This window comes from Kribbella qitaiheensis (assembly GCF_014217565.1).
Classification (GTDB): Bacteria; Actinomycetota; Actinomycetes; order Propionibacteriales; family Kribbellaceae; genus Kribbella; species Kribbella qitaiheensis_A.
Window position 1 is genome coordinate 1,490,708 of sequence record NZ_CP043661.1, and the last position, 23,022, is coordinate 1,513,729.

Below are 23,022 nucleotides of genomic sequence, written 5' to 3' on the forward strand. Positions count from 1 at the left end.
GGCGTCATCCCGCCGCCGTACGCTCACTATCGCGCCCTGGGCTCGGCGGACCGCTCCTACTAATGGCCTGGCGGTCCGGTCCACCTCCTCAGTGGGGCAGGGAGTCGGCCTTTACCGCGCCGCGTTGGCCTAGGGGCTGAGGAGCGCCCTTGGTGGTGTCGTGGGCGGTTTGTTCCTCGGATTCGGCGTTGATTTCGGCGCCCAGCAGTACGGCGTACGCGGTGAGCCATAGCCAGAGCATCAGGATCACCACTGCTGCCAGGCTGCCGTAGGTCTTGGCGTAGTTGCCGAAAGTCTCCACGTACAAGGAGAAGCCGATCGACGCGGCCAGCCAGATGAGCGTGGCGACGGCCGCGCCGACGGAGACCCATCGGAGGCGGGGCGCGTCTCGGTCGGGGCCGAGGCGGTAGACGACGGCCAGCGTCACGGTGATCAGGCCGATCGCCAGCAGCAATCGCACGACTATCAGCAGAATCCGCAGCGGCCCCGGCAGGTTGGCGCCGATCGCCGCGCCGGCTGCGAAGAGCACCAACGCGAGGACGATGAAGACGATCGCGCCCAGGGTCATCAGCAGGGCAAGGCCCTTGCGTCGCACGAAACCGCGCGTCTCGTCCTCGTCGTACGCGAGGTTCACCGCGGTCAGCAGGTTCCCGATCCCGCCCGAGGCGCTCCAAAATGCCGCCACGACAGCGATGGCCAAGCCGATTCCCAGACTCTGCCGTGGGGCCGAGGTCAGCGTATCGATCTGCTGCAGAACGAGATCGCGTCCCGACGCCGGCATTGCCTCGGTCACATCCTTGACCTGGTTGCGTATTTGGGCCGGGTCCGCGACCAGTCCGTAGGTCAGGACCGCGGCGACGACGGCTGGGAAGAGGGACAGGAAGCCGAAGAACGCGACCCCGGCCGCGAGCAGCGGCACCTGGTCGGCCTTGGCTTCCGACCAGGCCCGTTTGAGCACCTGCCACCAACCCGCCGCCGGAATCTCGGTGGGCCGGTCCGCCTCTACTCCCGGCACGTCGCGCCGCTGATCCTTGGCCATCAGCTCGACGAACCTGCCTGCCGCACGCTGTCCGCGGACTGCTTCGTCTCGTGCGCGACGTCCTGAGCCGCCGCCCGGCCTTCGTCGGCCACGTCCGTCGCCGCCTGCGAAGCGGATTCCTTGACGTGCTCGACCGCCTCCTGCGCCGGCGCCTGAAGGTTCTCCTTCAGCTCCTGAGCCGCCTGCGCAGCGTGCTCCTTGACCGGACCGGCAGCCTCAATCGCCTTGTCCTTGGTCTCCTGCGCCAGTTCGCGCTCACGGGTCGAAGGCGGTATCGCCGCGGCTACCACCCAGCCCGCGGCGAAAGCGATCAGGCCGGTGGCGAGCGGCGTACCACGAGTCCGCGCCCGCGCCATATCAGGCGCGGAGCCAACAGCGTCGCCGAGTTGACCGCCCGCGTCCCGAACCGACGACATCGCCGAGCCTGCCGTATCGGCCGCAGCTCCCGAAGAACCCATCACGTGCTCCTTCAACCGATGCACACCGCCCTTGGCCCGATCCACTCGCCGGCCGACGACGCGACTCGGACTCACCTTCTCGGTCAACGCGTCGACATCGCGGCCGACGTTCCGCCGGGTCTGTTCGATGTCTCGTCTCAGCTCTTCCGGGTCTTCAGCCATCGTGCGTCCTCCTTCAGGGATTCGACCGTCTGGTCGGGTTTGGGATCGACCTGCTGCAGTTGTTTGCGTCCGGACGTCGCCAGGACAGCGGCGGCCACGCCCCAGAGTGCGGCGACGATGAGGGCGGCCCAGATGAGATCCATCGCCTCGTCCAGGGCCCACATCACCGTCAGCGACAGGAACAACGCGACCATCCAGCCCGCCACGGCCGCGCCGCCGAGCATTCCCGCGCCCTTGCCCGCCTTCTTCGCCTCGGCCTGCAGTTCCGCCTTCGCCAGCGCGAGCTCCTGCCGGGTCAGCTGGCCGAGGTCGGTGGTCAGCTTGGAGACCATCTCTCCTACCGACTCGTCCATCGACAACCGGTCCGGCCGGCCGTCCGGCGACGATCCGCCTATCGTCATCTCACTGCCCCGATCCCGGCCCGAACCTCGGCTCGACCGGAGCTCCTGGATCCAGATCCGGCACCGTCGGTGTCGGGAACTGAGTCCCTTCGGGCGGCCGCATCGTGGAGCCGGGCGGCGGTTCCATGGGGGCGGCAGGCGGGGGCGTCGTGTGTGGGACGGGCGGCGCCGATGGTGCACCCGCAGGCGGTGGCACGAGGTAGTCGTCGTCCGGCGCCATTCCCGTCCTACGCCCGCCGGCCACGCCGCCCGGCGTACGGCTGATTCCGTTGCCTGAACCGCCGCTCGAGCCGCTCGGCGTACCGGCGGCCAAGGCTCGCGTCAGCCGGCCCGCGACCACACCAGCGGTCGCGGCGACGAGCAAGAACATGCCGGGCCGACGGCGCGCGAGTCCGCGAACCTCTTCCAGCAAGTCGCCCGGCTCGTGCTTCTGCAGGAAGTCAGCGGCTTGATCGGTGTACTCCGCGCCGTGCTGCGCCAACTGCGCGCCCCAGCCGGACTGACCGTGCTCGGCCATTCCACGCAGCTCGTCGCCGACGGAACGAAGGCTGCGGGCAGCCTGCTCCTTCTGGTGTGTTGCCTGCTCGACGAGCTGATCTCTGGTCTGACCAGCAAGCAACCGGGTCTGCTCGCGAACGTCTGACGTCACGTCAGCAGCCTTCTGGCCAACGGTTCCCGCGACCTGACGGACGGCGTCGGCGGAGGTGTCCTTCAGATGCCCGGCTTCTTCTCGGACCTGACCCGTGGCACTGTCCCCGGTGGTGCTTTGCGCAGCCGGCGGACCTTCTCTGTCCGTTTGATGATTCGTACTGGGACCCATTGGAACTTCTCCTTCCCAGGAGAGATCGAAGCGGTGAGATCGGTGAGCGGCCCGGCGTACAAGGCCCTCCGCGGGGCGGCTCGGGTGAATGAGGTCGGCGCGAAATGGCACACTTCCGTACCACTGCCGATCGAAGCCGCCGGTACCCAGCAGCAAACCGATAATGCGCGGGTACACAAGGGCCATTGGTGGCGCTGGGCCGCTGACCTGAAAATGGGAGAAGACACGATGACGAAGGACGCTCAACCGACCCTGAGACTCTTGAACGGCGCCGAGATGCCGGTGCTCGGGCTGGGCGTCTGGCAAGTGCCCGACGGTCCGGCTTGCGAAGGTGCGGTCACCGCGGCGCTGGAGACCGGCTACCGGTTGATCGACACGGCTCAGGCGTACGGGAACGAGTCGAGCGTCGGGCGGGCGATTCGCAGCAGCGGCATTCCCCGCGAGGAGATCTTCCTGACGACGAAGTTCCACCCCGGCCGCCGCGATCCGCTGGCCGAGATGGAGAAGAGCCTCGAACGACTCGGCACCGACTACGTCGACCTCTACCTCGTGCACTGGCCCGAGGGCGGACCGACGCGGGCCTGGCCCGGGATGGAGGCGGCCAACGTGGCCGGTCTGGCCAAGGGCATCGGGGTCTCGAACTACAGCGCCGCTGAGCTCGAAGAGTTGTCCAAGGTCAGCCAGATCACCCCGGCGGCCAACCAATTCCAGTTCAGCCCGTTCCTGTACCGCCGCTCTCTGGTCGAGGCCTGCACGGATGCCGGGATAGTCGCGCAGGCCTACAGCCCGCTGGGAACCGGAGAACACCTCGACGACCCGGTGGTCGAGCAGATCGCAACTGCCACCGACCGCACGCCCGCCCAGATCCTGATCAGATGGGCGGTCCAGAAGGGGTTGTCGGTAATCCCGAAGTCCACTCACCGAGGCCGCATCGAAGAGAATTTCGATGTCCTCGGATTCGAACTCGACGAAGCATCGGTCGAAGCGCTGGACGCTCTCGACACGACCGGTGAGACCTCCGACGCGAAGGCGCCGAGCCAGAAGTGGTGGTCCTGACCAGGAACCAGCCCGGACGTGGGTCTACCAAGCCCTCGACCCCGCGTAGCGAATTTGTCGTCGGCCGGACCGTGCAATGCCACGGTCCGGCCGAGCGATTGTTGAGCGAGTGCTCGAATCAGGAGGCCCAGGGCGAGCTGACGAGCCAGCTCACGTCGTCGGCGTAGGCGTTGCTGTTGTCAAAGGTGTTGGTACCGCCGTTGGCGGCGATGTAGACGCTGTTGTTGTAGTGGCGCACGAATCGGTCGGAGAAGTTGAGCGATCTGAGCGAGACGCCTTGCGCGTTGTGGCCGGCCTCCGGGCAGAACGTCGCGTCCTGAGCGAACAGAGAACTCCCGTCGTTGGCCTGTAGGTGGAGCTGGTAGTTCTGGTGCCGCAGGTACTGCCCGGACGTGTTCCTGGACTCGAAAGACACGCAAGAACTGTTACCCAGCCCGGCCCGCACGGTCCAGGACGCGTTGCCCTTTTCAGTGGCGGAACTACCGCTGCCGACGACCGCAGTGTCCACCGTGGACCCACTGTGGTGGATGTAGCGATCGGTGCAGCAAGCAGTGGTGGCGCGCAGGGAGACGGCCGTGCCGGGCGTCAGGCCGGTCCCGCCGGAGCCGGTGGCGTAGCCGGCCGCGGTAATGTTGGCCTGTACTGCGTTCTCGGTCGCGTCCGACGGGTAGCCCGACGTCATCACGCCTTCGTAGAAGGTGCCGCGGGCACCGACACTGTTGTCGCCACCGATGCCCAGGATGATGGCTCCCTCCTTCTTCATCGGGTTGTAGCCCGGGGCATTGGGGCGAACTCCGTTGTAGAAGGTCGACACGCCACCGGACTGCGCGTTGCCGCCACGAATCGCCCAACGGTTCTGGCCGCCCTTGACGATGGCGGTCAGGAAGCGGTGGCTGATGCTCGGGTCGTTGCCGTTGTAGCCCGTGTTCACCCCGGAGAAGAGGCCGTTCTCGAGGTCGGCCATGATCCACGGACCGTTTCCGGCTCCGGAGCCCCAGGACTTGCTGTTGCCGAAGTAGATGGCCTCCATCGTGCCGTTGCCGTTGTCGCGGCTGTTGGTCTCGGCATTGCCGTAGTCGAAGCAGCAACCGCCGTTGTAGTGGGTGCCGTCGAAGACGGCGTACATGCCCTCCGACTGGTCACCGGTCGCGACGCCGTTGGTGTTGTTGTTGCGATAGCCGGTGCCGGGAGCCACGTAGACGCCGTACGCCTTGTGGCCGCCGACTGTGATCGGCGCCGCGGTGGCGTTGGCGAGGTTGTCGTACCCGCCCGCGGCCGGCCCGCTGAAGCCGCCCGGAGGCGCCTGCGTGAGTCGGTTGTTCCGGCCGGACTGGTCGTAGATGACCGTGATCAGACAGGTGGTTCCGGCGCAGAACGAATCCTGCGTCGTGGCGTTCGCGACCCCGCCGGCGTTCAGCGGGGCGATGTCCCGGGTGGCATTGTCCGATGCCCGCCTGACCTGGTAGAGCGGGCCGTTGTAGGAGCCGTACAACGCCCTGGTTGTGCTGTGCGCGGCCACGCACGGCGTGCTTCCGGCCGCGTAGATGTCACACGGTCCCTGGGTAGCGGCCTGCGACGTGCCGCCGCCGACCACCAGGCTCGCGGCGATGACGGCGGCGGCGATGACGGCCGCAAAGGCCGCCCGCGGGTGCGAAAACCTCGACTGTGGTGCCATTGATGATCCTTCCGTTGCGTCCGGATGCCACAGCCGAGCTCTCGGCCGGGCATGACGCACCGGCACGCGACGCGTAACCGGGGCGGGATAGCGGAGCGATTGTTAGCGCTAACATAGCGCTCGGCTCAACGGAGCGCAATGGTCCGCTTCCACCTGATCAGCCGCCCGGTGTTCCAACCATTGGTGTCGCGGCAGTTCTCGAAGCGCTGACCCAGCGATCGAGGCCTCGACGATCGCCTAGCAATGCCCATGGCTCAGCGTTCCCCGGCCGCGAGCCCTGGTTAGTGAGGTAGACGCGTGTGGCTAAGGCGTGCATCCACGCTCCGACGACACCTCTGGGCAAGGCAGCGGAGGCGCCGTAGCTGGGGGGGGTGGGGAGCATGCGACGGAGGAGCATGCGCGGGCGGCTCACCCGTAGTGCCAGCAAAAGGTGGGCCCAGGCGCTCCCGGTGGGAGAGCCTGGGCCCTGGCCGGCCGCCATGCGCCTGCGGGCGGCAGGCCGGTCCTTGGTAGGACTAGTAAAACCTACTGGCCGGTCACATGGCCAGTTGAGTGCGCGTTGGGGCCCGGCGGGCTGGTGGTCCGCCGGGCTCTCGACGAGCGGTGAGGTCAGACCTCGAGGTCTACGGTACGGGCTGTGTCGGTCTGGACTGCGGTGGAGATTTCGTCGAGGACTGCGGTGGGGATGGAGGAGTCGACGCTGAGGGCTACGAGGGCCTTGCCGCCCTTGCGGTCGCGGCTGACCTGCATGCCGGCGATGTTGATGTCGGACTTGCCGAGGATGCCGCCGACCTGGCCGACGATGCCCGGGCGGTCCTCGTAGCTGAGGAACGCGAGGTGGGCAGCCAGCTCAACCTCCAGGTCGAAGCCGTCGATCTCGACGAGGCGCTCGGACTGCTTCACGCCGACGAGCGTGCCGGAAACCGAGACCTGGCCGCCGTCGGCGAGGGTGCCGCGGAGGGTGATCAGGTTGCGGTGTTCCGGGGACTCGTGGTCCGTGAGCAGCCGTACTTCGAGGCCGCGCTCGGCCGCGAGCAGCGGTGCGTTCACGTACGAGACGTTGTCCTCGACGACATCCGCGAAGACGCCCTTCAGCGCCGCGAGCTCGAGCACCTTCACGTCGAACTCGGTGATCTCGCCACGGACCTCGACATCGAGCTGCTGCGCGACGCCGCCGGCCAGCGCGGTAAAGATCCGGCCGAGCTTCTCGGTCAGCGCGATGCCAGGCCGAACCTCCTCGGCGATGACGCCGCCCTGGACGTTGACCGCGTCCGGCACGAGTTCACCGGACAGGGCGAGCCGGACAGACTTCGCGACGGCGATACCGGCCTTCTCCTGCGCTTCCTCGGTGGAGGCGCCCAGGTGCGGAGTCGCGACGACGTTCTCGAACTCGAACAGCGGGGAGTCGGTGCACGGCTCCTTGGCGAAGACATCCAGCCCGGCGGCCGCGACCCGGCCCTCCTTGAGAGCGGAGTACAGGGCGGCCTCGTCGACGATGCCACCACGGGCCGCGTTGACGATGATGACCTCGGGCTTGACCTTGTGCAGCTGCTCGTCGCCGATCAGGCCGATGGTCTCCGGGGTCTTCGGCAGGTGCACGGAGATGAAGTCCGAGGCTGCAAGCAGCTCGTCCAGGGACGCGAGCCGGACCCCCATCTGGGCGGCGCGGGCCGGCCTGGACGTACGGGTCGTACGCGATCACGTTCATGCCGAAGGCGGCCAGCCGCTGGGCGACCAGGACGCCGATCTTGCCGAGGCCGACAATGCCGACGGTCTTCTCGAACAGCTCGACGCCGGAGAACTTCGACCGCTTCCACTCGCCGTTCTTCAGCGAGAGGTCGGCAGCCGGGACCCGGCGGGCGGCGGCGAGCAGCAGCGCGACGGCGAGCTCGGCGGCGCTGACGATGTTGGAGGTCGGCGCGTTGACGACCATCACACCGGCCTGGGTCGCGGCCTTCACGTCGACGTTGTCGAGGCCGACGCCGGCGCGGGCGACGACCTTGAGCTTCTTCGCCGCGGCGAGCGCCTCGGCGTCCACCTTGGTGGCGCTGCGGATCAGGATGGCGTCGACATCGGCGATGGCCGGCAGCAGTTCGGCGCGGTCGGCGCCGTTCGCGTGCCGGATCTCGAAGTCGGGGCCGAGCGCCTCGACGGTGGCCGGGGACAGTTCTTCGGCGATCAGGACGACGGGCCGTTGAGCGTCAGTCATGGGAGATGTCTCCTGCAGAAGCGGTTGGGGGCTCGAAAGATCAGAGCACCGCGCTGTGCCCGCTGGAAACGATGCTACCAGCCGTTCAGTTCACCACTCCGGGGGTATCAAACCGCGTAAGACGGGCAGCCCGACCCGTACTGCGGAAGCTCAGTCGGTGTCGCAGCTCTGGTTGGAAGCGACGCTGGTGGCCGAATCGATCCCGAGCCGGCCCTGCTCGCGGACCAGCCGGTAGCGCAGGTCCAGCCGGCTGCAGGTCGTCCCCTTCGCCCCAGTGCTCTTCGGTGAGAAAAGCACCGTGAAAGTCACCCGCGCAGTCGCGTTCTTCTCCCCCGTGCCAACCACCTCGGTGATCACCGGGCGGAACGCGTACGACGTCCCGTGCGCCCGGACGAAGTCGGCGTCGGTACTGGTCAAGGCGAGCTCGTGTGAATAGGTGTCCCGCATCGCCAGGAAGTCGTGCTGATTCAGCGCTCTGAAGTACGCCGCGAACAGCCGCTGGATCTCGGTGGCCAACGGACTGGCGGCGACGTCGAGCGAAGGCTGGACCGCCGTTCGCGGCCCATGGGCGAGGCAGTTCCCAGTCGGCTCGGCGGTGACGGCGGGCTCCAAGCCGGCGTACCGGCGGACTTCGTCCAGGCCGATGATCTTGCCGGAGGCAACGGTGTTGCCAGTCACCAAACCGGTGACGTGGCCGTTCCGGTTGAGCACTGGCGCGCCGACCGAGGCAGGGTCGAGGAACTCGGGCAGCGCGCGCGGCTCCTGCGTAGTCCCGGCCCGCTGGATCGACTGTTTGCCCGTCTGGTCGTACGCGATGATCGCGCGCTCGGCCTTGGCATCCGGAGCCTCCGACGCGAGCGTGGCGGTCGAGATGTCGAAGCTGCCCTGCATCTGCAGCACTGCGACTCCGTCGGCGCTGGTGCCGACCACAGTGGCTCTGCGAATCCGGCCGTCCACTGTCATCGCGGCGATCGACACCGGCTGCCGGATGGCCGACGCGGCGGTGAGCACTCGCCCATCGTCGAACAACACGCCGGTCGCTTCACCCGTCCCCGCACAAGTACTGGCCAGCACTCGTACGACGCTTGGCCCGGTCGCCCTCAGCACCGTGCCTGTGTCCAGGCTCAGATCTCCGGAACTCTGGCCCTGCGACCGGAGCACCCAGCCGGCTCCAAGGCCGACGGCCAGCACGATCACCACTAACGGGATGATCGCCAGCACGCCCGGCCCGCGGGGCGGTTTCGCCTGCCTGGAAGGCTGGACCGGCGCGGTCCGGGGCTGGATCGTCGTCCGGCTCCCGGCCGTCACCTCGTCGTCGACGACCGCCCAGCTCGGGATACGCCGGGGTGGCTTCGGCAGCTCGCGCCGGCCGTCTTCCATCCCCAACCTCCCGGTGACTGGTGTCGGCTCCGATTCTGTCAGAGAGCTGTCCCGATTTCTTTCTGACAAAGCCACAACGCCCGGGTCGCCACAAATGTGGCGGCCCGGGCGTCCCTAGTGCCCCGTCAGCGGGAGGTCAGCGCGCGGCGCTGCCCTCGACGTAGTCGTCGTCGTGCGACTTGACCCACGCCATCAGGCCACGCAGCTCCTTGCCGACGGCCTCGATCGGGTGCTCCTGGCTCTTCTTGCGGAACTCCGCGAACTCCGGCGCGCCGGCGTCCTGGTCGGCGATGAAGCGGGCAGCGAAGGTGCCGTCGGTGATGTCACCGAGCACCTCGACCATCCGCTGCTTGACCGACGCGTCGATGATCCGCGGGCCGGACACGTAGTCGCCGTACTCGGCGGTGTCGGACACCGACCAGCGCTGCTTGGCGATGCCGCCTTCGTAGATCAGGTCGACGATGAGCTTGAGCTCGTGCAGGCACTCGAAGTACGCGACCTCGGGCTGGTAGCCGGCCTCGGTCAGTACCTCGAAGCCGGACTGGATCAGCTGCGAGACGCCACCGCAGAGGACAGCCTGCTCACCGAACAGGTCGGTCTCGGTCTCCTCGGTGAAGGTGGTCTTGATCCCGCCGGCGCGGAGGCCGCCGATGCCCTTGGCGTAGGCGAGGGCCAGGTCCCAGGCCTTACCGGACGCGTCCTGCTCGACGGCGACGAGCACGGGGACGCCGCGGCCTTCGCTGAACTCACGGCGTACGAGGTGGCCGGGGCCCTTCGGGGCGACCATGAAGACGTCCACGCCGGCCCGGGGGCAAGATGTAGCCGAAGCGGATGTTGAAGCCGTGCCCGAAGACGAGCGCGTCGCCGTCGACCAGGTTCGGCTCGATGGCCTCCTTGTAGAGGCTGCGCTGGGCCGGGTCCGGCGCGAGCACGACGATCACGTCGGCCTCCTCGCACGCCTCGAACGGGCTCAGCACCCGCAGGCCCTGCGCCTCGGCCTTGGCCCGGCTCTTCGAGCCCTCCGGCAGTCCGACCCGGACGTCGACGCCCGAGTCGCGCAGCGACAGCGCGTGGGCGTGGCCCTGGCTGCCGAAGCCGAGCACGGCCACGTTGCGGCCCTGGATCACCGACAGGTCGGCGTTGTCGTCATAGAACATTTCTGCTGCCACTTGGAGCTCGTCTCCTTGATTTTCTTGAAGGTCTACCGGCCTGTACTTCGGCGCCGGCGCGGGTAATTCCGGCCTGCTGCGGGTCAGCTGTGCCTGACGGGAGCAGCGGGACGGTGGCCCGGCGGCGGCGCCGGCACCGGGTGGTTCGGGTGTACGCCGGCCGCGGTGGCCGGTGCGTTCGCAGGCCGGGCCTGCAAGGTCGGAGCCCTGGACGCCACGTGTGGCGGCGGCACCGGGACGGGGCGGAGGGTGCGGTCGGAGATGGAGCGGCTGCCCCGGCCGATCGCGACCATGCCGGACTGCACCAGCTCCCGGACGCCGAAGGGTTCCAGCACCCGGAGCATGGCCTCGAGCTTCTCGGGATTGCCGGTCGCCTCGATCGTGATCGCGTCCGGAGCCACGTCGACAACCTTCGCACGGAACAGCTGGACGGTCTCCAGCACCTGCCCGCGGCTCAGAGTGTCCGCCTTCACCTTCACCAGCAGCAGTTCACGCTGCACGGTGGCGGTCGGCTCGAGTTCGACGATCTTGATCACGTTCACCAGCTTGTTCAGCTGCTTGGTGATCTGCTCCAAAGGCTGCTCGTCCACGCTGACCGCGATGGTCATCCGGGAAACTTCCGGGTGCTCGGTCGGGCCGACGGCCAGTGAGTCGATGTTGAACCCGCGCCGCGAGATCAGCGCCGCCACCCGGGCCAGCACACCATGCTTGTTCTCGACCAGGATGCTCAATGTGTGCTTGCTCATCGACGTCCTCGCTTCGCTCCGGGCGCCGATGAGGCACAAGTTGGGCTGTGCTGGACTGTTCCCTCGCGTTGCTCGGTCATTACAGCTCCTCCCCGTCCCACTTGGGGGCCATGTCGCGGGCGATCTGGATGTCGTCGTTGCTGGCACCCGCGGCGACCATGGGCCACACCATCGCGTCGCGGTGGACGACGAAGTCGACCACGACCGGCTGGTCCGTGACCGACATCGCCTTGTCGATGGTGGCGTCGACCGACTCCCGGTCCGAGCAGCGCAGCCCGACGCAGCCCATCGCTTCGGCGAGCTTGGCGAAGTCCGGGATCCGCGCGGAGTGCAGGTCGGTGTTGGAGTAGCGCTTGTCGTAGAACATCGTCTGCCACTGCCGGACCATGCCGAGCGACTGGTTGTTGATCACCGCGACCTTGATCGGGATGCCCTCCAGCGCGCAGGTGACGAGCTCCTGGTTCGTCATCTGGAAGCAGCCGTCGCCGTCGATCGCCCAGACGGTCTTGTCGGGCCGCGCGACCTTCGCCCCCATCGCGGCCGGCACGGAGTACCCCATGGTGCCGAGGCCGCCGGAGTTGAGCCAGTGCAGCGGCTTCTCGAACGGCAGGTAGTGCGCGGCCCACATCTGGTGCTGGCCGACCCCGCTGGTGTAGATCGCGTCCGGCCCGGCGATCTGGCCGATCCGCTGGATCACGTACTGCGGGGACAGGCTGCCGTCCTCCGGCTCGTCGTACCCGACCGGGTACTTCGCCTTGACCGAGTCGAGCAGCCCCCGCCAGGCGGAGTAGTCCGGCGTCCGGCCGTTGCTGGCGATCTCGGTCTGCAGAGCGGTGATCAGGTCGGCGATGACCTCCTTGCAGTCACCCACGATCGGCACGTCGGCGGCGCGGTTCTTGCCGATCTCGGCCGGGTCGATGTCGGCGTGGATGACCTTCGCCTCGGGCGCGAACGAGCTCAGCTTGCCGGTCACCCGGTCGTCGAACCGCGCGCCGAGACAGATCAGCAGATCGGACCTCTGCAGCGCGCCGACGGCCGAGACCGAGCCGTGCATACCGGGCATCCCGAAATGCAGCTCGTGCGAGTCCGGCAGTGCGCCGCGCGCCATCAGGGTGGTGACCACCGGGATGCCGAGCAGCTCGGCGAGCTGCTTCAGCTCCTCGCTCGCCTTCGCCCGGATCACGCCGCCCCCGACGTACAGGACGGGCTTCTCGGCGGCGGCGATCAGCCGGGCCGCCTCACGCACCTGCTTGGGGTGCGGGCGGGTGACGGGACGGTACCCGGGCAGCGACAGCTCGGTCGGCCAGTGGAAGTCGACGGTCGCCTGCATCGCGTCCTTGGTGACGTCGACCAGGACCGGGCCGGGGCGACCGGTGGAGGCGATGTGGAAGGCCTCCGCGATCGTGCTGGCGATCTCGTTCGGGTCGTTGACGAGGAAGTTGTGCTTGGTGATCGGCATCGTGATGCCGCGGATGTCCGCCTCCTGGAAGGCGTCCGTCCCGATCGAGGCGCTGGCGACCTGGCCGGTGATCGCGACCAGCGGCACCGAGTCCATGTACGCGTCGGCGATCGGCGTGACCAGGTTGGTGGCGCCGGGGCCCGAGGTCGCCATACAGACGCCGGTCTTACCGGTCGCCGAGGCGTAGCCCTGGGCGGCGTGGCCGGCGCCCTGCTCGTGACGTACCAGGATGTGGCGGATCTGGGTCGAGTCGAGCATCGGGTCGTACGCCGGGAGGATCGCCCCGCCCGGAATGCCGAAGACGGTGTCGACGCCGGCGTGTTCCAGTGCGCGGATCAGAGCCTGTGCCCCGGTCAGCTGCTCACTCATGAGTGCCTTCCCTTGGTTGTCACGGTGTGTCTTTGCTGCGATCGATCGTCCTCGGCTCCTGGCCGCCAGGCGAGCCCTCGGATCGCGAGAATCCGCCTTGGCGAGACAGCTGAGTCAACAAAAAACGCCCCCTCCGCCGGGTGGGCTGAAGGGGGCGCGCTCGACTCGATGGTCGCGTCAGTCGGCGCGCCGCACAAGTACGAGGAGAATCGATCGCATGCAGTCACTTTTGCCGACTCCCCTCGATCCGGTCAAGCCTGCCGCCTGAGTGTCTCATTAGGTGAGATGCCCGTCTTACTTCTGGTCAGTCTAGAACCGCCCCCAGCAGCTGACGCGCCCGGGGGCCACGAGGTCACTCCTGGTGCCCTTGCACACCAACCGGGGACCTTGGTCACGAAATAACGTGTCCGAGCCCCCCACAACCTGTCCGAGGTCCCCACCTCTGTCCACGGTTTCCGGGCTAGATGCAGACGGCACCTTCGGAGGCGGAGCCGACCAGGCGGACGTACTTGCCGAGGACGCCCTTGGTGATGGCCGGGGTCTTCGGGGTCCAGCCTTCGCGGCGGCGATCCAGCTCCTCGGGCTCGACGTGCAGCTCGAGGGTGCGGTTCTTCACGTCCAGGGTGATCCGGTCGCCGTCGCGGACGAACGCGATCGGACCACCGTCCATCGCCTCCGGGGCGACGTGGCCGACGCACAACCCCGTCGTACCGCCGGAGAAGCGCCCGTCGGTGAGCAGCAGGACGTCCTTGCCGAGGCCGGCGCCCTTGATCGCTCCGGTGACGGCGAGCATCTCGCGCATCCCCGGACCGCCTTTCGGGCCTTCGTACCGGATCACAACGACGTCGCCGGCCTTCATCGAGCCGTCCTCGACCGCGTCCATCGCGCCCCGCTCGCCGTCGAACACCCGCGCGGTGCCCTCGAACACGTCGGAGTCGAAGCCCGCGCTCTTCACGACCGCACCGTCCGGCGCCAGCGTGCCCTTGAGGATCGTGATGCCGCCGGTGCCGTGGATCGGCTTGTCCAGCGCCCGGATGATCGTGCCGTCGACATCCGGCGGGGCGATGTCGGCCAGGTTCTCCGCCATCGTCTTGCCGGTCACGGTGAGGCAGTCGCCGTGCAGCAGCCCAGCGTCGAGCAGCGCCCGCAGGACCACCGGGATGCCGCCGACCCGGTCGACATCCGTCATCACGTACCGGCCGAACGGCTTCAGGTCGCCCAGGTGCGGGACCTTGTCGCCGACCCGGTTGAAGTCGTCGAGGGTCAGGTCGACCTCGGCCTCGCGCGCGATCGCGAGCAGATGCAGTACTGCGTTGGTGGAACCGCCGAGCGCCATCACCACGGCGATCGCGTTCTCGAACGCCTCGCGGGTGAGGATCTGGCGGGCGGTGATGCCCTTGGCCAGCAGGTTCACGACGGCCTCGCCGGACTTGCGGGCGAACCCGTCGCGACGCCGGTCCACCGCGGGCGGCGCGGCCGAGCCCGGCAGCGACATACCCAGTGCTTCCGCAGCCGAAGCCATCGTGTTGGCGGTGTACATACCGCCGCAGGCTCCCTCCCCCGGGCAGATCGCGCGCTCGACGGCGTCGACCTGCTCGCGAGTGATCAGGCCGCGAGCGCAGGCTCCGACCGCCTCGAACGCGTCGATGATGGTGACGTCCTTGTCGCCCAGACGGCCCGGCATGATCGACCCGGCGTACAGGAAGACGCTCGCCAGATCGAGCCGCGCGGCGGCCATCAACATGCCTGGCAGCGATTTGTCGCAGCCGGCCAGCAGCACCGAGCCGTCGAGGCGCTCGGCCTCCATCACCGTCTCCACCGAGTCGGCGATGATCTCGCGGCTCACCAGCGAGTAGTGCATCCCGACATGGCCCATCGAGATCCCGTCGGAGACGCTGATCGTGCCGAACTCCAGCGGGTAGCCGTTCGCCGCGTGCACGCCGTCCTTGACCGCCTTCGCCAGCCGGTCGAGCGACAGATTGCACGGGGTGATCTCGTTCCAGCTCGACGCCACCCCGATCTGTGGCTTGACCCAGTCGTCGTCCCCCATCCCGACGGCCCGGAGCATCCCGCGCGAAGCGGTCGCCTCCAGCCCATCGGTGACAGTCCGACTCCGCGGCTTGATATCCGGCCCGCCATCAGTACCCATACAGCTCACTGTAGGAGCGCCGGCCCGACAAGACTCCCGACCCCCACTCCAGTACTACGACACGTCGCCCCGCGCGGCCGATCACGGACTCGCCGGACGCGGCGCCGACGCCTCGAGCCCCGCCGCCCCACCTTCACCGGCGAACAACCTTCGCGATGTCATACGACCCATACGCAGCCAGAGCCCGCTCGGATCCAGCGTCTGCGTAGCCCGAGCCGATTCGGATCAGCCGCCGGCGACGCTGGGGAGGATGAGGAGCTCGTCGCCGTCGGTCAGGGTCGTGTCGAGACCGTTCAGGTCGCGGATGTTGTCGTTGCCGAGGAAGACGTTGACGTGCCGGCGGAGGGCGCCTTGTTCGTCGGTCAGCCTGCGCCGCAACGCTGGATGATCGCCTTCCAGCGTTGCGAACACAGCACCGACGGTCGCCTCCGCCGGCTCGACCTCTAGCCGTTCCAGGTCTCCCGCGAAGGGCCGCAGCACCGTCGGGAGCTTCACTCCGATCTTCATCGCGTCAGTCGATGACCGCTGCGCGGACGGTCAGTACGTCGGGCAGGTGGCGGGCCACCTCGGTCCAGCTGTCGCCGGAGTCGGCGCTGGCGTAGACGCAGCCGTCCCGGGTGCCGACATACACCCCGGCCGGCGAACCCTCGTCGGTACAGAGCGCGTCCCGCAGGACCGGCGCGTACGACGGGACGTCGGGCAGCCCGTTCGTCAGGGCTTCCCAGCTGGAGCCCGCGTCGCGGGACCGGTAGACCCGGCACTTCGCGTCGGTGGGGATCCTGTTCCCGTCGGCGATCAGCGGGAAGACGTAGACCGTGTCCGGCTCGTGCGGATGCACCACGATCGGGAAGCCGAAGTCCGACGGCAGGCCGTCCGCGATCGACTTCCAGATCGCGCCGCCGTCGTCGGAGCGGTAGACGCCGTGGTGGTTCTGCGCGAACATCCGGTCCGGCCGGTCCGGGTGCGCGGCGAGCTTGTGCACGCACTGGCCGAACTCGGGATAAGGATCGGGGAAGAAGTACGCCTTGATGCCCTGGTTCGCCGGCTTCCAGGTCTCGCCACCGTCGGTCGTCTGGTAGACCCCGCCGGTGGACATCGCCACGCTCAGCCGCGCGGGATCCGCCGAATCCGGCAGCACGGTGTGGATCGCCTGGCCGCCGAAACCGGCGCCCCAGTCCTTGCGATGGGGGTGGTCCCACAGGGCGCGGACCAGCTCGAACGTCACTCCCCCGTCGGCCGACTTCCACAACGAGGACGGCTGCGCACCGGCGTACACGACTCCTGGCTGACTGGCGGGCGCGGGCTGGATCTGCCAGACGCGCTCGACCGAGGCATCCGCGTCGGCGGGGAAGCCGATCGAGCCCTCCGGTGGCTCGGCCCAGCTCCGGCCGAGGTCGTCGGAGTGGAACACGGCCGGGCCCCAGTGCTCGCTGGTCCCGCCCGCGAACAGGCGTGGCCGGTCGCCACGGGTGTCGATCCCCACCGAGTAGACGCCCTGCATCTCGAAGGACGGCCCCTCCAGGGTCCACTCCCGGCGCCCGGCATCACTCCGGCCGACCCAGAGTCCCTTCTTGGTCCCGATCAGCAGTACAGCCTCGGACATCGTCGTCCTCCCTTACCAGAAACGGCCCTTGGTCAGATCCAAGCGGCCGCCACCGACAGTTTTTTATCTGGGCGGACCCGCCACCACGTTGATCAGCGGTACGCCGGTTGTATAGCGCTCCAACTGAGCGCGGACCAGGCGGGCGACCCGGGGCTCGAAGGCCGTCGAGGCGCCGCCGCGGTGTGGGTTCACCAGTACGTTCGGAGCAGACCACAACGGATGACCGGCGGGCAACGGTTCGGGATCCGTGACGTCCAGCGCGGCGCGGATCCGGCCCGAGGTCAGCGCGGCGAGCAACGCCTCGGTGTCCACGACGACACCGCGAGCGACATTCACCAGCAGGGCGCCGTCCTTCATCCGGGCGAGGAACTTCTCGTCGACCAGACCGCGGGTCTCCGCCGTGGCCGGGGTCAGCAGCACGACCACGTCGGCCTCCGGCAGCAGCGCCGGCAGATCGGTGATCGGGGAGACGCCCTCCCGCGCGCGGCGGGCCACCCGGAGTACGGAGCACTCGAACCCGGCCAGCCGGCGTTCCAGCGCCTCGCCGATCGAGCCGTAGCCGAGGATCAGCACGGTCCGGTCGGCAAGCGAGTCGTCCATCTCCGCGTACGACGTGGGCCAGATCCCTTGCTCCTGGTCGCGCACCGCCCGCGGGAGATTCCGGTACGACGCCAGGATCAGCCCGACCGCGAGCTCGGCCGTGGAAGCGTCATGGACGCCACGCGCGTTGCACAAGGTCACACCTTCACCGAGATGCGGCAGGAAGTTCTCGAACCCGGCCGTCTGGGTCTGCACGACCTTCAGCGCGGGCATCTCGCCGACGATCTCGGCCAGCGCCGGGCCGCCCATGTAACTGGGCACGTAGAACTCGACCGAGTCCAGCGAGGGCGGCCGCTCACCACCCGCGAAGTACTCGACGTCGAATCCCGCCGGCAGCCCACCGAGGAAGCTGTCCGCGTCTTTCCACGGCAGCAACGCCTTCACCGCATCAGCCATGTCCCGAACCTACCCGCCCGCACGCCCTCTTCGGGCAGCTCGAACGGCCGGCCGGTGGCCTTGGCGAGGTCCCACCCGTGCACCACGACCTCGGCGAGCGCGATCTTGCCCCAGGCCTGGTCACAAGTTCGGACAGCTCGCGACAGGCGGGTGCCAGATCGATCATGTTTCCTCCTCGTCGCCGACGGCACCGGCGCCGCCGCTCTACCAGAACGTCGGAGCCGCTCGGGCGAAGATGACATCCCGGCCCGGAATTCTTTCCCCGGTTGCGGACCACTGGACCGAGTGGTCCTAAAGGGGACTCGAGCCCGGTGAGAATTCCGTGCCCGGCAGGGTTTCTGGTCGTACTCTGGATCGGTGCCTTCGACATCGGATCTGGCCTCTACCCTCGATCACGATCAGGCCGTAGGACGGCTGCGAGCGTCCTACCAGCGCATCCCGGCGGGGCAACCCGTCCGGCTGGCCAAGCGCAGCTCCAACCTGTTCCGTCCCCGAACGGCGGTCGAGACACCAGGGCTCGACGTCTCCGGCCTGACCGGCGTGATCAGCGTCGATCCGGTCGGGCGCACCGCCGACGTACAGGGCATGTGCACCTACGAGGACCTGGTCGCCGCGACCCTGCCGCACGGACTGATGCCGCTGGTGGTGCCGCAGTTGCGCACGATCACGCTGGGCGGCGCGGTCACCGGCCTCGGGATCGAGTCGACGTCGTTCCGCAACGGCCTGCCGCACGAGTCCGTGCTCGAGCTCGACATCCTCACCGGCTCCGGCGAGCTCGTCACCGCCCGGCCCGAGGGTGAGCACGCCGCCCTGTTCCGGACCTTCCCGAACTCGTACGGCTCGCTCGGCTACGCGACCCGGCTGCGGATCGAGCTCGAGCTGATCTCCCCCTACGTCGCGCTCCGGCATGTCCGGCTCGGTCTCGACGAGCTCGGGCCCGCGATCGAGTCGATCGTTGCCTCCGGCACGTACGACGACCAGCCGGTGCACTTCGTCGACGGCGTCGCCTTCACCCCGGACGAGGCCTATCTCACCCTCGGGCGGAACAGCGACGCCGCAGTACGGACGAGTGACTACACCGGTCAGGAGATCTTCTACAAGTCGATCCAGCAACGATCGACCGACTTCCTCACCGCCGAGGACTACCTGTGGCGCTGGGACACCGACTGGTTCTGGTGCTCGGCCGCCTTCGGTGCCCAGAACCCTTACGTACGGCGGATCTGGCCGCGCCGGCTGCGGCGCAGCGACGTCTACCACAAGATCATCGGGTTCGAGAACCGTCATCAAGTTGCCGCCCGCATCAATCGGCGACGCGGCAACGCCGACCGCGAGCGCGTCGTACAGGATGTCGAGATCCCGGCTTCGCAACTGGCCGGGTTCCTGCGCTGGTTCGATGCCGAGGTGGGGATGCGGCCGGTCTGGCTGTGCCCGCTGCGCTTGCGCGGCGATGAGTCGTGGCCGTTGTACCCGCTGAAGCCTGCCGAGACATACGTCAACGTGGGCTTCTGGGGCACCGTCGCGATCGCCCCTGGCGCCGCCGACGGCGACATGAACCGGCGGATCGAGGCGGCCGTCGCCAACTTCGACGGACACAAGTCCTTGTACTCCGATGCGTACTACGACCGAGACACCTTCAACCAGCTGTACAACGTCCCGGCCCTGACCGAAGTGAAAGATCGCTACGACCCCGATGCCCGGCTAACCGGGCTCTACGAGAAGGCGGTGACGCGTCGATGACGGCAACACTTCCGACACAGGTTTCGATCGCAGCAGCGCTCACAGCGGTGGCGCCTGAGGGCCTGCCTTTCCGCTTCACGGCGTACGACGGAAGCTCGACCGGCCCCGAGGACTCCCCGGTCCACATGCACCTGGCCACCGAGCGCGGGCTCTCCTACGTGCTGACCGCACCGGGCGATCTCGGGATGGTGCGGGCTTATGTGCAAGGCGATCTGGAGATCACCGGCTCCCATCCGGGCAATCCGTACGACCTGATGCGGCTGATGCTCAACGAGCTGCACTTCCAGCGGCCGTCGCCGTCGGAAGCGTTGCGGATCGTCCGCGGCCTCGGCTGGAGCCACCTGAAGCCGCCGCCCCCGCCGCCCCAGGAGCACCTGCCGAAGTGGCGTCGGACGTTCGAGGGCCTGCGTCACTCGCGGACCAGGGACAAGGTCGCGATCCACCACCACTACGACGTGTCGAACAAGTTCTACGAGTACGTCCTCGGCCCGTCGATGACCTACACCTGCGCGGTCTACCCGTCGCTGGACGCGACGCTGGAGCAGGCGCAGCACGAGAAGTACGACCTGGTCGCGCGGAAGCTGGATCTCAAGCCCGGTCAACGGCTGCTCGACGTGGGTTGCGGCTGGGGCGGGATGGTCCGGCACGCGGCTCGCGAGTACGGCGTGAAGACGATCGGCGTGACGCTGTCGGCCGCGCAGGCGGAGTGGGCTCAGGAGGCGATCAAGCGCGAGGGCCTCGAAGACCTCGCCGAGGTGCGGTTCTCCGACTACCGCGACGTGCCCGAACGCGACTTCGACGCGATCAGCTCGATCGGCCTGACCGAACACATCGGCGTCCGCAACTACCCGTCGTACTTCGGGTTCCTGCTCGACCGGCTTCGCCCGGGCGGACGGCTGCTCAACCACACCATCACCCGGCCTGACAACCGCTACCGCCCGACCGGCGCTTTCATCGACCGCTACATCTTCCCGGACGGCGAGCTGATCGGGTCCGGGCGGATCATCGCGGAGGCCCAGGATGCCGGGTTCGAGGTCCGGCACGAGGAGAACCTGCGCGAGCACTACGCACTCACCCTGGCCGGCTGGTCCGACAACCTGGTCGCGCACTGGGACGAGGCGGTCGCCGAGGTCGGTTACCCGACCGCGAAGATCTGGGGCCTCTACCTGGCCGCCTGCCGGGTCGGCTTCGAACGCAACAACACCCAGCTCCACCAGATCCTCGCCGTCAAGCTCCACGACGACGCGGCCTCGGACTTCCCGCTCCGCCCGACCTGGCTCAGCTGAACTGTCGCTTCAGCGCCGGTCCTCATCGAGGGCCGGCGCCCTGGTGCCCCGTGCCTGGGCGCCGGTAGCGCAACGGAACTTCCGAGACGGGGCGCTAGCTCGGTCCCTTGGGCGGCTCGTCACGGTTGGCCGGTGCCTTGGCGAGTTGGCGGATCCGGGTGGTCCGGCCCCGCTCCTCGATCATCGCGCGCGCTTCGGCCTCGACGTACGGGCTTATCCGCAGCTGCAACCAATCGGTCCAGCCATCGAGCCCGGCCTCGACCTCCTCGCGGCACAACGCCTCTTCGCGCGCCCGCAACAACACCCGCCACTCCGTACTGCGCCGCTCCGCGAACTCCCGCTCGTCTTCCTGCAACCTCTCGATCCACCGCGGATGCTCATCGGGGCTCACCACCTCGAGCATGTAGACGACCACCGCCCGGGCCAGCACCCGATCCGGCTCTTCCTCAACAACCTCCAGCAACACCCCATGCAGACACTTGTCCCGGGCCGCAACCCGATACAGCTGCCACCGTCCATAGTCCGCATGCAGATCCGGCGCCTCCCCCACCGCCGCGACCAGCTTCGTCAGCAACGCGGCAAACTGCTCCCGCAACGGCAACCTGATCGACTTCACACCGAGACTCTACGAACAACCGGCCCCACCGCCCACCCAATCTCCCCAACAATCCACAGTCCTCCAAACACCCGGAGCTCCCCGGCGCCAACGTGGATCTCACAACACTCGGCCGGCGCCGTGCGCACAGCCCGGTCGAGCGCCGTGCGCGCAGCTCGGCCCAGCGGCCGTGCGCGCAGCTCGGCCCAGCACGGCAGTTCGCAGTACAGGGCAGCACCCTCGGGTGCGGGGTTTGGGCTGGCGAGTAACCGGGGTGGGTACTGGTTGGTTACAAGTTTCAGAGAGTGCAGCGGCTCGCTGGGGGGCGCGGCTAGGTTTGGGTGGCAGATGGGCTAGTTAGGAGACGATGGTGCTGAAGGCAAGTGGCGCAGCTCGTACTGCGGGGGCGGTGGTGGCTTTGGCCGCTCTGCTGGCGGCGTGCGGCGATGGCGGTGGGGATGCGGAGCCATCGGTGTCCACCGCTTCGACGACGAGCGGGCCGACGAGTCCCAGCGGCACCGCGAAGCCGCGGGCAGTGAAGTTGACCGTCGCCGGGACGGTGGCGACCGGGGTCGAGGTGCCGTGGGGATTGGCCTTCCTGCCGGACAAGTCCGCGTTGGTGGCGGAACGGGATTCGGGCAAGGTGAAGCTGATCGCGGGCGACAAGGTCACCGAGGTGGGGACTGTGCCCGGGGTGGACTCGTCGAGCGAGGGCGGGCTGCTCGGGCTGGCGGTCGATCCGAAGTACCCGGCCAGGCCTTATGTGTATGCCTACTACTCCACCGGCAACGACAACCGGATCGCGCGGTTCACCTACCAGGACGGCCGGATCGCCAGCCCGGAGGTGATCCTGGACGGGATCCCGATGTCCGCGATCCACAACGGCGGACGGTTGCGGTTCGGCCCGGACGGATTCCTGTACGCCGGTACGGGTGACGGCAGCGATCGGCCGAACTCGCAGAACGACGACTCGCTCGGCGGCAAGATCCTGCGCATCACCACCGAGGGCAAGGCGGCACCCGACAACCCCGGCGGAAGGCTGTGGATCTCCAAGGGCCATCGCAACGTGCAGGGGCTCGCCTTCGCCGGGAGTCAGCTGTACGCGGCCGAGTTCGGGCAGGACACCTGGGACGAACTGAACGCGATCACCCCCGGCGCCAACTACGGCTGGCCCGCCGTCGAGGGCATCAGCCAACTCGACGGCATGGCCGACCCGATCGCCCAATGGCGCACCAGCGACGCGTCGCCGTCCGGAATAACATTTGCCCAGGGCTACATCTTCATGGCCGGCCTCCGAGGCGAACGCCTCTGGGCGATCCCGGTAGCCGAAGGCCGCCGTACGGGCAAACCAGTCGCCTTCTTCACCAAACAATTCGGCCGCCTCCGCACAGTAGAAGCCGCCCCCGACGGCTCCTTGTGGCTAACCACCTCAAACACCGACGGCCGAGCCACCCCCAAACCCGGCGACGACCGCATCCTCCGAGTAACCATCACCCACTAGCCCGACGTACGACGCCCACGCAGCTCCTCCGTCGGGCCCTGGTTGGCCTCTGCCCACATGGTTCGCCGCCACCTGGTTCCCGGGGTCCGGGTGGCCCGGGATCGGGTCCGCTGACGCGATGTTCGGCCGATAGCGCGCTATAAGTCCGGCAGCGGACGAAAAACCCGGCAGCTCGACTTCCCGAACCCGCCCTCGCCGAGCAGGCTAAGCAG

General features: G+C 68.3%; 18 protein-coding genes and 2 pseudogenes. 4 read left to right on the top strand and 16 right to left on the bottom strand.

The window, feature by feature from the left end; genetic code table 11:
* Nucleotides 1–88 precede the first annotated feature (88 nt).
* From F1D05_RS06770 to F1D05_RS06785, 4 genes are read right to left on the bottom strand one after another with little or no spacing between them, the layout of a single operon-like run.
* Nucleotides 89–1,039 carry a YihY/virulence factor BrkB family protein gene (locus F1D05_RS06770; protein WP_185446485.1) on the bottom strand — a complete coding sequence of 317 codons (951 nt, stop codon included), beginning with the start codon at nucleotides 1,037–1,039 and terminating at the stop codon, nucleotides 89–91.
* The gene (locus F1D05_RS06775; protein ID WP_185446486.1) at nucleotides 1,039–1,659 is read right to left on the bottom strand and encodes a DUF3618 domain-containing protein; all 621 of its coding nucleotides are present in this window, start codon (nucleotides 1,657–1,659) and stop codon (nucleotides 1,039–1,041) included. Before F1D05_RS06775 ends, F1D05_RS06770 begins: the two co-directional genes overlap by 1 nt.
* On the bottom strand, nucleotides 1,635–2,060 hold the full coding sequence (locus F1D05_RS06780) for a phage holin family protein (protein WP_185446487.1): 426 nt from the start codon (nucleotides 2,058–2,060) through the stop codon (nucleotides 1,635–1,637). The genes F1D05_RS06775 and F1D05_RS06780 overlap by 25 nt, the downstream gene beginning before the upstream one ends.
* Nucleotide 2,061: 1 nt before the next feature.
* The gene (locus F1D05_RS06785) at nucleotides 2,062–2,709 is read right to left on the bottom strand and encodes a hypothetical protein (RefSeq protein ID WP_185446488.1); all 648 of its coding nucleotides are present in this window, start codon (nucleotides 2,707–2,709) and stop codon (nucleotides 2,062–2,064) included.
* Nucleotides 2,710–3,108: 399 nt separating this feature from the next.
* On the opposite strand from F1D05_RS06785, the gene F1D05_RS06790 reads away from it, so the two are divergent.
* The gene (locus F1D05_RS06790) at nucleotides 3,109–3,936 is read left to right on the top strand and encodes an aldo/keto reductase (RefSeq protein WP_185446489.1); all 828 of its coding nucleotides are present in this window, start codon (nucleotides 3,109–3,111) and stop codon (nucleotides 3,934–3,936) included.
* 118 nt (nucleotides 3,937–4,054) lie between these two features.
* On the opposite strand, the gene F1D05_RS06795 is transcribed toward F1D05_RS06790, so the two are convergent.
* The 11 genes and pseudogenes from F1D05_RS06795 to F1D05_RS06840 form a co-directional block, all read right to left on the bottom strand.
* Nucleotides 4,055–5,611, bottom strand: a complete 1,557-nt coding sequence (locus F1D05_RS06795; RefSeq protein WP_185446490.1) for an alpha-L-arabinofuranosidase B — start codon at nucleotides 5,609–5,611, stop codon at nucleotides 4,055–4,057.
* Nucleotides 5,612–6,220: 609 nt separating this feature from the next.
* On the bottom strand, nucleotides 6,221–7,267 hold the full coding sequence (locus tag F1D05_RS06800; RefSeq protein WP_246486479.1) for an NAD(P)-dependent oxidoreductase: 1,047 nt from the start codon (nucleotides 7,265–7,267) through the stop codon (nucleotides 6,221–6,223).
* Between the two features lie 76 nt (nucleotides 7,268–7,343).
* A pseudogene (locus F1D05_RS39850) lies at nucleotides 7,344–7,820 on the bottom strand (NAD(P)-dependent oxidoreductase); the annotation flags it as partial.
* Nucleotides 7,821–7,970: 150 nt separating this feature from the next.
* Nucleotides 7,971–9,200, bottom strand: coding sequence for a S1 family peptidase (locus F1D05_RS06805; RefSeq protein ID WP_185446491.1), 1,230 nt, complete (start codon nucleotides 9,198–9,200; stop codon nucleotides 7,971–7,973).
* Nucleotides 9,201–9,336: 136 nt separating this feature from the next.
* Nucleotides 9,337–10,357, bottom strand: a pseudogene (gene ilvC / locus F1D05_RS06810) (ketol-acid reductoisomerase).
* Nucleotides 10,358–10,452: 95 nt separating this feature from the next.
* Nucleotides 10,453–11,115 carry an acetolactate synthase small subunit gene (ilvN, locus tag F1D05_RS06815; RefSeq protein WP_185446492.1) on the bottom strand — a complete coding sequence of 221 codons (663 nt, stop codon included), beginning with the start codon at nucleotides 11,113–11,115 and terminating at the stop codon, nucleotides 10,453–10,455.
* 79 nt (nucleotides 11,116–11,194) lie between these two features.
* Nucleotides 11,195–12,943 (bottom strand): acetolactate synthase large subunit, encoded by a 1,749-nt coding sequence (locus F1D05_RS06820; protein WP_219732995.1) that lies wholly within the window; start codon nucleotides 12,941–12,943, stop codon nucleotides 11,195–11,197.
* Nucleotides 12,944–13,403: 460 nt separating this feature from the next.
* On the bottom strand, nucleotides 13,404–15,092 hold the full coding sequence (gene ilvD, locus F1D05_RS06825) for a dihydroxy-acid dehydratase (RefSeq protein ID WP_185446493.1): 1,689 nt from the start codon (nucleotides 15,090–15,092) through the stop codon (nucleotides 13,404–13,406).
* A 225-nt stretch (nucleotides 15,093–15,317) separates the two neighbouring features.
* Complete coding sequence (locus F1D05_RS06830) at nucleotides 15,318–15,599, bottom strand: ubiquitin-like small modifier protein 1 (RefSeq protein ID WP_185446494.1); 282 nt, start codon at nucleotides 15,597–15,599, stop codon at nucleotides 15,318–15,320.
* Nucleotides 15,600–15,603: 4 nt separating this feature from the next.
* Nucleotides 15,604–16,695 carry a WD40/YVTN/BNR-like repeat-containing protein gene (locus tag F1D05_RS06835; protein WP_185446495.1) on the bottom strand — a complete coding sequence of 364 codons (1,092 nt, stop codon included), beginning with the start codon at nucleotides 16,693–16,695 and terminating at the stop codon, nucleotides 15,604–15,606.
* Nucleotides 16,696–16,758: 63 nt separating this feature from the next.
* Nucleotides 16,759–17,691 (bottom strand): 2-hydroxyacid dehydrogenase, encoded by a 933-nt coding sequence (locus F1D05_RS06840; protein WP_185446496.1) that lies wholly within the window; start codon nucleotides 17,689–17,691, stop codon nucleotides 16,759–16,761.
* A 357-nt stretch (nucleotides 17,692–18,048) separates the two neighbouring features.
* Between F1D05_RS06840 and F1D05_RS06845 the strand changes: the two genes are divergently transcribed.
* Nucleotides 18,049–19,428 (top strand): FAD-binding protein, encoded by a 1,380-nt coding sequence (locus F1D05_RS06845; RefSeq protein WP_246486480.1) that lies wholly within the window; start codon nucleotides 18,049–18,051, stop codon nucleotides 19,426–19,428.
* Entirely contained in the window at nucleotides 19,425–20,714 is a 1,290-nt protein-coding gene (locus tag F1D05_RS06850; RefSeq protein ID WP_185446497.1) for an SAM-dependent methyltransferase, read from the top strand. Before F1D05_RS06845 ends, F1D05_RS06850 begins: the two co-directional genes overlap by 4 nt.
* 94 nt (nucleotides 20,715–20,808) lie before the next feature.
* On the opposite strand, the gene F1D05_RS06855 is transcribed toward F1D05_RS06850, so the two are convergent.
* On the bottom strand, nucleotides 20,809–21,330 hold the full coding sequence (locus F1D05_RS06855; protein WP_185446498.1) for a hypothetical protein: 522 nt from the start codon (nucleotides 21,328–21,330) through the stop codon (nucleotides 20,809–20,811).
* Nucleotides 21,331–21,679: 349 nt separating this feature from the next.
* On the opposite strand from F1D05_RS06855, the gene F1D05_RS06860 reads away from it, so the two are divergent.
* Nucleotides 21,680–22,810: a PQQ-dependent sugar dehydrogenase gene (locus F1D05_RS06860; protein WP_428995003.1), complete on the top strand. Its 1,131-nt coding sequence runs from the start codon at nucleotides 21,680–21,682 to the stop codon at nucleotides 22,808–22,810.
* Nucleotides 22,811–23,022 lie beyond the last annotated feature (212 nt).

Bases quoted from the DNA above. Each gene is read 5' to 3' on its own strand.
- F1D05_RS06820 (WP_219732995.1), bottom strand. From the start codon at position 12,943: ATGAGTGAGCAGCTGACCGGGGCACAGGCTCTGATCCGCGCACTGGAA.
- ilvN (WP_185446492.1), bottom strand. From the start codon at position 11,115: ATGAGCAAGCACACATTGAGCATCCTGGTCGAGAACAAGCATGGTGTG.
- F1D05_RS06790 (WP_185446489.1), top strand. From the start codon at position 3,109: ATGACGAAGGACGCTCAACCGACCCTGAGACTCTTGAACGGCGCCGAG.
- F1D05_RS06795 (WP_185446490.1), bottom strand. From the start codon at position 5,611: ATGGCACCACAGTCGAGGTTTTCGCACCCGCGGGCGGCCTTTGCGGCC.
- F1D05_RS06840 (WP_185446496.1), bottom strand. From the start codon at position 17,691: ATGGCTGATGCGGTGAAGGCGTTGCTGCCGTGGAAAGACGCGGACAGC.
- F1D05_RS06770 (WP_185446485.1), bottom strand. From the start codon at position 1,039: ATGGCCAAGGATCAGCGGCGCGACGTGCCGGGAGTAGAGGCGGACCGG.
- F1D05_RS06830 (WP_185446494.1), bottom strand. From the start codon at position 15,599: ATGAAGATCGGAGTGAAGCTCCCGACGGTGCTGCGGCCCTTCGCGGGA.
- F1D05_RS06850 (WP_185446497.1), top strand. From the start codon at position 19,425: ATGACGGCAACACTTCCGACACAGGTTTCGATCGCAGCAGCGCTCACA.
- ilvD (WP_185446493.1), bottom strand. From the start codon at position 15,092: ATGGGTACTGATGGCGGGCCGGATATCAAGCCGCGGAGTCGGACTGTC.
- F1D05_RS06775 (WP_185446486.1), bottom strand. From the start codon at position 1,659: ATGGCTGAAGACCCGGAAGAGCTGAGACGAGACATCGAACAGACCCGG.
- F1D05_RS06805 (WP_185446491.1), bottom strand. From the start codon at position 9,200: ATGGAAGACGGCCGGCGCGAGCTGCCGAAGCCACCCCGGCGTATCCCG.
- F1D05_RS06835 (WP_185446495.1), bottom strand. From the start codon at position 16,695: ATGTCCGAGGCTGTACTGCTGATCGGGACCAAGAAGGGACTCTGGGTC.
- F1D05_RS06780 (WP_185446487.1), bottom strand. From the start codon at position 2,060: ATGACGATAGGCGGATCGTCGCCGGACGGCCGGCCGGACCGGTTGTCG.
- F1D05_RS06800 (WP_246486479.1), bottom strand. From the start codon at position 7,267: ATGGGGGTCCGGCTCGCGTCCCTGGACGAGCTGCTTGCAGCCTCGGAC.